Consider the following 10,845-nt stretch of genomic DNA (forward strand, 5'->3'; position numbering starts at 1 on the left):
GTGCCGGCCTGGACCCGCGCGGCCAGCAGCTCGGCCGCCGATTCGCGGTTGACCGGGGTGTCGTAGCGGGTACCGACCGGGCTGGCGGCGCGCACCCGGGCGCGCTCGGCCGCGGTGATGGCGCCCATGCGGCAGCGCGGCGGGGCGATCTTCGTCACCTGCACCGGCGCGGGGATGCCGCCGGCCTGCAGCGTGCTGACCAGGGCTTCGCCGGTGCCCAGCTGGGGCAGGGTGGCGGCCACGTCCAGCTTCGGGTTGGGCACGAAGGTCTGGGCCGCGGTCCTGACCGCCTTCTGGTCGCGCGGGGTGTACGCGCGCAGCGCGTGCTGCACGCGGTTGCCGAGCTGGCCGAGGATGTTGTCCGGCACGTCGTCCGGGAACTGCGAGCAGAAGTACACGCCCACGCCCTTGGAGCGGACCAGCCGCACCACCTGCTCGATGCGCTGGCGCAACGCCGGCGGCGCGTCGTCGAACAGTAGGTGGGCCTCGTCGAAGATGAAGGCCAGCTTCGGCTTGTCCAGGTCGCCCACCTCCGGCAGGCTCTCGAACAGCTCGCCCAGCAGCCACAGCAGGAAGGTCGAGTACAGCCGCGGCTTGAGGATCAGCTGGTCGGCGGCGAGGATGCCGACCACGCCGCGGCCGTCATGGTTGACCCGCATGATGTCGGCCAGTTCCAGCGCCGGCTCGCCGAAGAACTGTTCGCCGCCGTCCTGGGACAGGCGCAGCAGGGCGCGCTGGATCGCAGCCACCGTCTGCGCGCTGACCAGGCCGTATTCGGCCGAGACCGCCTTGCGCTCCTCGGCCACCAGGCCGAGCAGCGCGCGCAGGTCGTCCAGGTCCAGCAGCAGCAGGCCGCGGTCGTCGGCCAGCTTGAACACGATGTCCAGCACCCCGGCCTGGGTGTCGTTGAGCTCGAGGATGCGCGCCAGCAGGGTGGGGCCCATCTCGCTGACGGTGGTGCGGACCGGGTGGCCGAGCTTGCCGTACAGGTCCCAGAACACCACCGGGCTGGCTTCCGGCGCGTAGTCCTTCACGCCGATGGCCGCGGCGCGTGCGGCCAGCTTCTCGCCGCCTTCGCCGGCTACCGCGAGCCCGGCGACGTCGCCCTTCACGTCGGCCACGAACACCGGCACGCCGATGCGCGAGAAGCCTTCGGCCAGGGTCATCAGGGTCACGGTCTTGCCGGTGCCGGTGGCGCCGGCGACCAGGCCGTGGCGGTTGGCGAGCGCCGGCAGCAGGGTGACCGGGACGTCGTCGGTGGTGCCCTTGCCGAGCAGGATCGGGTCCATTGGGGCCTCGCGCGGTGGAATGGCCGGGATTCTAGCGGCGTCGGCGCGGGTTGCCCCTGCGCGGCGGCGGGGGCTACCCTGCCTGTCGCTTCTGGAACCCGCTGCCGATGTCCTCCCGTCCATCGTTGTCGCGGCCGTTGCTGGCCGTGTTGCTGTTCGCCTGCATCGTTCCATCCGCCTTGGCCCAGCGCGTCTCCGCGCGCGACCGGGCCGCCGCCGAGGCCCTGGTGGCCCGCATGGCCCAGGCCGAGACCCGCTTCCGCGCCGCCACCGTGCTGGCCGGCAACGGCGACCCGCGCGGCGCGGAGGAGGGCAATGCCGCGCTGGAGGACATGGAGGACGTGATCGACGCCTGCGTGAAGCAGCGCGGTTGCCCGCTGTCGGACCTGCTGGCCAGCTACAAGCGCCTGCTCAAGGAGGGCATCGACGACAGCGGCGCCGGCCCGGACGAGGCCGGCGAGGACGACGAGCTGCTGGAGGCCGACCCGGCGCTGGCCGCCGACGTGCCCGAGGCGGTACGCGCCGCGCGCCTGCTGGGCGACGACAGCCGCCATGCCTTCGACCGCATGGTCCGTTACAACCCGGCGATCCAGGCCGGCATCCGCCGCTGGCTGACCGACATGCGCCCGCAGCTGATGACCAGCTACGAGAACTACCAGGTCATGCGCCACCTGATGTGGCCGGAGTTCGAGAAGCGCGGCCTGCCGGAGGCGCTGCTGTTCGGCATCCTGGCCAAGGAATCCAACGGCCGCGTGCACTCGGTCTCGCGCGCCGGCGCCGCCGGGCCGATGCAGTTCATGCCTTCCACCGCGCGCCGCTTCGGCCTGGGCCCGGACGGCACCGGCTTCGACACCCGCTACGACCCGCGCGCGGCGGCCGAGGCCAGCGCCGCCTACCTCAACGAGCGCCTGCGCGAGCTCAACAACGACGTCGAACTGGCCCTGGCCGGCTACAACGGCGGCGAGGGCCGCGCGTTGCGCGTGCACCGCGCCAGCGGCGGCTCCGGCTTCTGGAACCTGCGGGCCTACGAGCAGTTCCCGCCTGAAACCCGCGACTACGTGCCGATGGTGATCGCCGCGGCCTGGATCTTCCTGCACCCGCGCCAGTTCGGCGTGACCTTCCCGAAGGTGGAGGCCACCCCGGCGGCGCTGAAACTGGTGCGCCCGGCCAGCATCTACGAGCTGACCGTGTGCCTGGGCAACAGCGGCAACCGCGACGGCTACATGCGCACCCTGCGCAACCTCAACCCGCGCTTCGACGCCGAGACCGTGATCCCGGCCGGCACCGTGCTGGCGGCCACCGCGCGGGTGGCCCAGCTCTACCGCCGCCATTGCGAGGGCGGGGCCCGCGCCGAACTGGCCCATGCCCTGGTGACCGCGGACCCGAATGCGGCGCTGGAGGGGGCGGCGCCGCTGGGCAGCGTCGCGGTGGGCGACGTGACCCCGGTGCCGGGCGTGGCGACCACGATCGCCACCGGTAGTCCGCAGCCGGCGCGGCCCAAGGCGGCGCAGGCGCGCACCTATACCGTGGCCCGTGGCGACACCCTGGGGCGCATCGCCCAGCGCCACGGCTGCCAGATCAAGCAGCTGGCGGCGGCCAACGGCCTCAAGGCCCCGGCCTACGCCCTGCGCCAGGGGCAGAAGCTGCAGCTGGTCGGCTGCTCGAAGTAGAGCGCTGCCCGTTGCGCATCAACGGTGCGGGTCGCGCACGTGGCCCGGGTAGCGAGGCGCACCCGGGGCGCCAGATGCCGGAGTCCCCGCCGCCGGTCAGCGCGCCAGGTGCGCCAGCGCCTGCCCCAGCCGCACCGGCGACTCGGCCTGCAGCCCCGGGGCCAGGGTGGCGGCGCCCGGCGGCAGCAGCACGATCACGGTCGAGCCGTAGTTGAAGCGCGCCATCTCGGCGAAGCGCTCCAGCACGATGCCCTTGCCGCGCCAGTCCTTGCGGGTGATGTCGTCGCCGTACTCCGGGATCTCCACCCCGCTCCAGACCGTTTCCACGCCCGAGACCAGCATTGCCCCGACCATCACCGAGGCCATCGGCCCGAAGCTGGTGTCGAAGTGGCACACCAGCCGCTCGTTGCGCGCGAACAGCCGCGGCACCGTGCGCACCGCGGCCGGGCCCACGCTGAACAGCCGGCCCGGCACGTGCACGGTCTCGCGCAGCACGCCGGTCCAGGGCATGTGCACGCGGTGGTAGTCGCGCGGTGAAAGGTACACGGTGGCGAAGCTGCCGCCGGCGAACACGCGCGCGGCCTCGGCGTCGCCCAGCAGCTCGGCGGCGGTGAACGAGCGGCCCTTGGCCTGGAAGATGCGGCCGTCGTCCTCGATCCGGCCCAGCTGGCTGATGCGGCCGTCGGCCGGCATCAGGATCGCGCGCGGGTCGGGGTCGGGCGTGCGTGCCCCCGGTTTCAGTGCGCGGGTAAAGAAGGCATTGAAGCTGGGGTAGGCGGTCGGGTCCGGCTCGGCGGCCTCCTCCAGGTTCACGTCGAAGCGGCGCACCACCGCGTCGATGAAGCGCTGCTTGACCGCCGGGTTCTCCGAGTAGGCCAGTTGCCGCGCTAGCGAGGACAGCAGGCGGTGCGGCAGGGCCCAGGTCAGGTAGGTGCCGAGGCTCACTGCCCACGCTCCTTCGCGGTCAGCACCGCCAGGTCCTCGGCGATCGCCTGCGGCTTGAGCGGCGGCCGGATCAGGCCGGCCAGCCGGCCCTGGCTGTCGAGCACGGCGATGTTGGCCGAGTGGTCGACGCTGTAGTCCTGCGGATTCTCGTCGTAGGTCTTGCCAGGCACCTTCATGAACACGAAGCCCAGCGAGGTGGCGAACTTCTCCAGCGCCGGCACGTCGGCGGTGGCGGCCAGGGTGTCGGGGTGGAAGGCGTGGGCGTACTCGCCGGCCTTGGCCGGGGTGTCGCGCTCCGGGTCCACCGACACGAACAGCACGCGCGGGCGCACCGCCTCCGGCAGCGCCTCCCACTGCTTCTGCGCCGCGGCCAGCTCGGCCAGGGTGGTGGGGCACACGTCCGGGCAGAAGGTGAAGCCGAGGAACACCAGGGTCCAGTGCCCGGCCAGCTCGCCCGGCAGCAGCGGCGTGCCGTCGGACTGGCGCAGGTTGAACGGCGGCAGCTCGCGCGGCTGCGGCAGCAGGGTCACCGCCTGCAGCGCAGGGCCGGCGGGCGCGGCGGGGCGGTCGAGCAGCTGGCGTGCGACCAGCAGCCCCAGCCCGGCGGCGAGCGCGGCGGCGAGGATGTAGCCGAAGGTGCGGTTGAACATGGCGTCAGCGTCCGTGGGGCGTGGCGTCGGGCCGGCCATGATAGCCGTTGCGGGGGAAAAGGCGGCCGTTGCCCTATAATTCCCGGCCCTTTCCAGCCGGCGCCGCAGGCGCGCACACCCCCATGACCGACGCCGACGTGGCCAGCGAGCTGCACACGATCATCGACCTGATCCGCTATGGCGGCAGCCGCTTCAACGAGGCCGGGCTGACCTTCGGCCACAGCTACGACAACGCCATGGACGAGGCCACCCAGCTGGTGCTGCACGCGCTGCACCTGCCGCACGACCTCAGCCCGGTGTACGGCCAGTCGCGCCTGACCTCGGCCGAGAAGGCAAAGATCCTGGAGCTGTTCCGCCGCCGCATCGAGGAACGCATCCCGGCGGCCTACCTGACCGGCGAGGCCTGGTTCGCCGGCCTGAGCTTCAAGTCCGACCCACGCGCCCTGGTGCCGCGCTCGCCGATCGCCGAACTGATCGAGCGCGGCTTCGAGCCGTGGCTGGGCGGGCGCGAGGTGCGCCGCGCGCTGGACCTGTGCACCGGTTCGGGCTGCATCGCCATCGCCATGGCCCACTACAACCCGGACTGGCAGGTCGACGGCGTGGACATCAGCGACGACGCCCTGGCCCTGGCCGCGGAGAACAAGGAGCGGCTGCACGCGACCAACGTGGAGTTCGTGAAGTCCGACCTGTTCGCCGGCCTGGCCGGTCGCCACTACGAGCTGATCGTCACCAATCCGCCCTATGTCACCGACGCGGAGACCGACGCCCTGCCGCGCGAGTACGACTACGAGCCGGAGCTGGGCCTGCGCGCCGGCCCGGACGGGCTGGACCTGGTGCTGAAGATCCTGCGCGACGCGCCGCTGCACCTGAGCCAGGACGGCCTGCTGGTCTGCGAGGTGGGCGAGTCCGAGCAGCACCTGGTCAAGCTGCTGCCAGAACTGGACCTGGCCTGGATCGAGTTCAAGGTCGGGCAGATGGGCGTGTTCGCGGTCGAGTGCCGCGAGCTGATCGCGCACAACGCGCGCATCGCCGAGCTGGCCGCCGCGCGCGGCTGAGGCTCCGGGAAAGCGCGCCGCGGGTCCATGCCCGGGGCGCGCCGGCCGGGTCGCCGGCCGCGTCTAAGCCGTTACCGCGGCAACGTTTTTTCCCGCTGCTGACGCGCTGCAGCAGGCGTCGCGATATGCGATGCTTGGCGGCCTTGTAGAGGTACAGCGCGGGGCGCGTCTTGAGCAGCAATACCTTCGGCAGGCTGCTGTCGGTCACCACCTTCGGCGAATCGCATGGCCCGGCCATCGGCTGCGTCATCGACGGCTGCCCTCCCGGGCTGGAGATCGCGCCGGAGGAGTTCGCCCACGACCTGCAGCGCCGCGCCACCGGCAAGACCCGCCACACCTCGGCGCGGCGCGAGGCCGACGAGGTCGAGATCCTGTCCGGGGTGTACGAGGGCCGCACCACCGGCACCCCGATCGCGCTGCTGATCCGCAACACCGACCAGCGCAGCAAGGACTACGCGAACATCGCCGCGCAGTTCCGTCCCGGCCACGCCGACTACACCTACTGGCAGAAGTACGGCATCCGCGACCCGCGCGGCGGCGGCCGCAGCTCGGCGCGCGAGACCACCATGCGCGTGGCCGCGGCGGTGATCGCCAAGAAGTGGCTGAAGCAGCGCCACGGCGTGACCGTGCGCGGCTTCATGGCCCAGATCGGCGACGTCGTCCCGGCCGGCTTCGACTGGGACGCGGTGGAAGCCAACCCCTTCTTCTGGCCGCATGCGCCGCAGGTGCCGGAGCTGGAGGCGTACATGGACGCCCTGCGCAAGTCCGGCGACTCGGTCGGCGCGCGGGTGACCGTGGTCGCCGACGGCGTGCCGCCGGGCTGGGGCGAGCCGGTCTACGGCAAGCTCGACGGCGAGCTGGCCGCGGCCCTGATGAGCATCAACGCGGTCAAGGGCGTGGAGATCGGCGACGGCTTCGGCGTGGTCGCGCAGAAGGGCACGCAGCACCGCGACCTGATCGCCCCCGACGGCTTCGCCAGCAACCACGCCGGCGGCATCCTCGGCGGCATCTCCACCGGCCAGCAGATCGTGGCCTCGATCGCGCTCAAGCCCACCTCCAGCCTGCGCCTGCCCGGGCCGACCGTGGACGTGCACGGTAATCCGGTCGAGGTCATCACCACCGGCCGCCACGACCCGTGCGTGGGCATCCGCGCCACCCCGATCGCCGAGGCGATGGTCGCCCTGGTGCTGATGGACCAGGCCCTGCGCCACCGCGCCCAGTGCGGCGACGTGGGCGAGGTCGGCCCGCGCATTCCCGCCGGCGACGGCGCGCTGGGCGAAGGGCAGGGGAGCTAGGCACGCGGCCATGGCCAGCCAGCGTCCGCGCGTATGGGTCTCGCAGCCGCTGTTCGACGACATCGTCGACCAGCTCGCGGCCCATTGCGACGTGGACGCGGTGCGCGAAGTGACCGTGCACGCGCCCGCCGACGTGGCCGCGGCCCTGCGCGAGGCCGACGGCGCCCTGGTCACGCTCAACGAACGCATCGGCGCGGCCGAGCTGGCGCAGGCCCCGCGCCTGCGCGCGGTGGCCAACGTCGGCGTCGGCTACAACAACCTCGACATCGCCGCGCTGGACGCGGCCGGCGTCATCGCCACCAACACCCCGGACGTGCTCACCGAGACCACCGCCGACCTGGGCTTCGCCCTGCTGATGGCGGCCGCGCGCCGGATCAGCGAGTCCGAGCGCTGGCTGCGCGAGGGCCAGTGGCGGCAGTGGTCGTTCTCGACCATGCTCGGCGCCGACGTGCACGGCAGCACCCTGGGCATCCTGGGCATGGGCCGGATCGGCCAGGCCATCGCCCGCCGCGGCCACCACGGTTTCGGCATGCGGGTGCTCTACCACAACCGTTCGCGCCTGCCGGAGGACGTGGAGCGCGGCGTCGGCGCCCGCTACGTGGACCTCGACACCCTGCTGGCGCAGGCCGACCACCTGCTGCTGGTGCTGCCGTATTCCCCGGCCAGCCACCACATCATCGACGCCGCCGCGCTGGCGAAGATGAAGCCCACCGCCACCCTGGTGAACATCGCCCGCGGCGGCCTGGTCGACGAGCTGGCCCTGGCCGATGCCCTGGCCCATGGCCGCCTGGCCGCGGCCGGCTTGGACGTCTACGAGGACGAGCCGCAGGTGCGCCCGGAACTGCTGGCACTGCGCAACGTGGTGCTGACCCCGCACATCGGCAGCGCCTCGCTGGCCACGCGCCGGGCGATGGTGCAGCTGGCCGTGGACAACCTGCTGGCCGCGCTGGACCTGGGCCCGGATGCCGGCCGCCCGGCCACCCCGGTCACCGCGAAGAAAACCACCGGCGCCATTGCCGGTGCGGGGAAAGACGCGACCGGCAAACGATAGGGAACCTCCGCCCGCGCCACGCAGCACGGCGCCCACCCCGGCAGAGGTTCCCCGAACCCGGCCCCGCGCATCGCGCTCCTGCTTTCCGAATACCAGTCACCAATCACGAACCACGGACATTCCAATGAGCAACGCAGAACGCCGCTTCACCGTCGCAGTCGTAGGCGCCACCGGCGCGGTCGGCGAGACCATGCTGAACATCCTGGCCGAGCGGAACTTCCCGGTCGCCGAGATCATCCCGCTGGCCTCCGAACGCTCGGCCGGCGGCGAGGTCGAGTACGCCGGCCGCAAGGTCAAGGTGCAGGACCTGGCCACCTTCGACCCCAAGGGCGTGGACATCGCCCTGTTCTCGGCCGGCGGCAGCGTGTCCAAGGAATACGCGCCGAAGTTCGCCGCCGCCGGCGCGGTGGTGATCGACAACTCCTCGGCCTTCCGCTACGACGACGACGTGCCGCTGGTGGTGTCCGAGGTCAACCCGGAGGCGGCGAAGAACCGTCCGCGCGGCATCATCGCCAACCCCAACTGCTCGACCATGCAGATGCTGGTGGCCCTGGCCCCGCTGCACCGCGAGTACGGCATCGAGCGCATCAACGTGGCCACCTACCAGTCGGTGTCCGGCGCCGGCCGCTCGGCGCTGGAGGAGCTGGGGCGCCAGACCGGGGCGCTGCTCAACTTCCAGGATCCGGACCCGCAGCGCTTCCCGGTGCAGATCGCGTTCAACCTGATCCCGCACATCGACGACTTCCTGGACAACGGCTTCACCAAGGAGGAGATGAAGCTGGTCTGGGAGACCCGCAAGATCCTCGGCGACGACAGCATCCAGGTGAACCCGACCGCGGTGCGCGTGCCGGTGTTCTACGGCCACTCCGAGGCCGTGGCGATCGAGACGAGGAAGAAGGTCACGGTCGAGGCCGCGCGCGAGCTGCTGGCCCGTTCGCCGGGCGTGGAAGTGGTCGACGAGCGCAAGGCCGGCGGCTACCCGACCCCGGTCACCCACGCCTCGGGCAACGACCCGGTGTACGTGGGCCGCATCCGCGAGGACTTCTCGCACCCGCGCGGCCTGAACCTGTGGATCGTGGCCGACAACATCCGCAAGGGTGCCGCGCTCAACGCGGTGCAGCTGGCCGAACTGGTCGCCGCCGGCGGCTGATCCGGACGGCGGCGTCCCTTGCCGCCGCCTCCTGCACCACGGCAAGGCCGGGGCTCCATGCCCCGGCCTTTTCGTTGGGCCGGACCTGGATGCGTGCCGGGCTGCAAAGGGGGCTTGGCCCGGACAAGGCCGCAGTTTGCATCCGCGCAAGCCGCCTGGCCGATGCGGGCTTGCCAGGCCGGCGACGCAGGCCCCGCCCTGGGCCGCTGCGCCTGGGCCGGCCATGCCGGTCCCGGTCGCAAACGCGTGCCGCGGGCAGCCATGGGTGGCCGCGCGATTGCCGCAAGGCCCGGGGGAGGGGCAACGGCCGCTTCCGGCCGGGCGGGGCGGCCGGCTGCAAGCGGGCGTTCCGTGCCGCGCCGGACGGTTCCCGGGCTGCCGGCGCTGCGGTGGGAACGGCGAAACCGCTATAGTTCGCGCCATGGAAAAGAGGGGACAGGGCGCGTGGCGCCCGTTGCAATGGCTGGTGGCGACCGCCCTGTTGCTGGCCAGCAGCAGCGCACTGGCGCTGGGCCTGGGCCAGATCCGGGTGCTGTCCGGGCCGGGACAGCCGCTGCTGGCCGAGATTCCGATCATCTCCAACCAGCCCGGGGAGCTTGAGAACGCGCGGGTGCGCCTGGCTTCGGCCGAGACCTTCGCCCGCGTCGGCCTGCAGCCTCCGACCAGCCTTGTGCGCGACCTGCAGTTCGCGATCAGCGCCGACGCCCACGGCCGCGCCGTGGTACGCGTCACCAGCAGCGCCCCGGTCGACGTGCCGGCGGTGTCCTTCCTGGTCGAGGTCGACTGGGGCCAGGGCCGCCTGGTGCGCGAATACTCGGCACTGGTGGAGGCGCCGCAGAGCGCGGTGGCGATCGAGGCCCCAGTGATCGAGGCGCCGCAGGCACTGCCTTCGGACATGATCGTGCGCGCGCCCGAGCCGCTGCCGCCGCCTCCGCCGGCGCCCGTGGAAGCGGCGCCTGCGCCGGCCCCGGCACGGGCTCCGGCTGCGGCCATCCAGCCCACGGTGGCGGCCGCCCCCGGCGAGACCCTGGCCCGGGTCGAGCGCGGGCAGACCCTGTCCCACGTGGTCGCCGCCATGGACCGCGGCGGCTACAGCCGCGAACAGGCGATGGTGGCGCTGCTGCGCGCCAACCCCGAAGCCTTCATCGGCGGCAACATCCACCGCGTGCGTGCCGGCGCGGTGCTGCGCATGCCGGGCGCGGAACACTATGCCGACGCGGCCACCGCGGCCGCGCTGGTGCGCGAGCAGACCGCGCAGTGGCGCCAGCTGGCCCAACCGGTGCCGCAGCCGGCGGTGGCCGGCGCACCGGAGCAGCAGGGCACCATCGGCGACAGCGCCGCCGCGGCTCCCGCCCAGGCAGCGGCCGCGGCTGCTTCCGGCGCGCGGCTGGAGATCGCGCCGGCGGTGGCGGCCGAAGGCACGCAGGCGGCGACATCCGGACTGGGCAGTGGGGGCGAGGGCGACATGCTGGCTAACGAACAATTGCGCCAGGCGCAGGAAGACCTGGCCGCCCGCGAGTCGGAGGTGCAGGAGCTGCGCAGCCGGGTCGAGGAACTGGAAAAGCTGCAGCAGCAGCAGATGAAGCTGATCGAGCTGAAGGACAGTGAGCTGGCCGCGGCGCAGCAGCGCCTGGCGCAGATGGAACAGGAATCCGCGCACAGCGGCCTGGGTCTGTGGCCGCTGGTCCTGCTGCTGCTGGCGGCGGCCGCGGGCGCGGCCTGGTGGTTCGCGCGCCGGCC

Annotated in this window: 9 protein-coding genes; 6 read left to right on the top strand and 3 right to left on the bottom strand. The window is 72.6% G+C overall.

All coding sequences use genetic code 11. The annotated features are described in order from the left end of the window. Positions 1-1,289, bottom strand: a 1,289-nt coding sequence (locus B351_RS0115125; protein WP_019399876.1) for a helicase HerA-like domain-containing protein, incomplete at its 3' end; no start/stop codon positions are given. Positions 1,290-1,390: 101 nt separating this feature from the next. Between B351_RS0115125 and B351_RS0115130 the strand changes: the two genes are divergently transcribed. Continuing rightward, positions 1,391-2,959: a transglycosylase SLT domain-containing protein gene (locus tag B351_RS0115130; protein WP_026010781.1), complete on the top strand. Its 1,569-nt coding sequence runs from the start codon at positions 1,391-1,393 to the stop codon at positions 2,957-2,959. Positions 2,960-3,055: 96 nt separating this feature from the next. Here the strand turns inward: B351_RS0115130 and asd are convergent, their stop codons facing one another. Both asd and B351_RS0115140 read right to left on the bottom strand, forming a co-directional pair. Then, complete coding sequence (asd, locus tag B351_RS0115135; protein WP_019399878.1) at positions 3,056-3,904, bottom strand: archaetidylserine decarboxylase; 849 nt, start codon at positions 3,902-3,904, stop codon at positions 3,056-3,058. Then, a complete protein-coding gene (locus B351_RS0115140) occupies positions 3,901-4,554 on the bottom strand; it encodes an SCO family protein (protein WP_019399879.1) in 654 nt (217 codons plus the stop codon). The genes asd and B351_RS0115140 overlap by 4 nt, the downstream gene beginning before the upstream one ends. 122 nt (positions 4,555-4,676) lie before the next feature. On the opposite strand from B351_RS0115140, the gene prmB reads away from it, so the two are divergent. The 5 genes from prmB to B351_RS18160 all read left to right on the top strand — a co-directional run. Then, complete coding sequence (gene prmB, locus B351_RS0115145; RefSeq protein ID WP_026010782.1) at positions 4,677-5,609, top strand: 50S ribosomal protein L3 N(5)-glutamine methyltransferase; 933 nt, start codon at positions 4,677-4,679, stop codon at positions 5,607-5,609. Positions 5,610-5,779: 170 nt separating this feature from the next. Then, positions 5,780-6,904, top strand: a complete 1,125-nt coding sequence (gene aroC / locus B351_RS0115150) for a chorismate synthase (RefSeq protein WP_019399882.1) — start codon at positions 5,780-5,782, stop codon at positions 6,902-6,904. 10 nt (positions 6,905-6,914) lie between these two features. After that, positions 6,915-7,955: a D-glycerate dehydrogenase gene (locus B351_RS0115155; RefSeq protein ID WP_019399883.1), complete on the top strand. Its 1,041-nt coding sequence runs from the start codon at positions 6,915-6,917 to the stop codon at positions 7,953-7,955. A 124-nt stretch (positions 7,956-8,079) separates the two neighbouring features. After that, complete coding sequence (locus tag B351_RS0115160) at positions 8,080-9,105, top strand: aspartate-semialdehyde dehydrogenase (protein WP_019399884.1); 1,026 nt, start codon at positions 8,080-8,082, stop codon at positions 9,103-9,105. Positions 9,106-9,526: 421 nt separating this feature from the next. Beyond that, positions 9,527-10,845: FimV family protein (locus B351_RS18160; protein WP_039731789.1), on the top strand; the 1,319-nt coding region annotated here is incomplete at its 3' end.

The organism is Pseudoxanthomonas sp. GW2, from assembly GCF_000283075.1.
Classification (GTDB): Bacteria; Pseudomonadota; Gammaproteobacteria; order Xanthomonadales; family Xanthomonadaceae; genus Pseudoxanthomonas.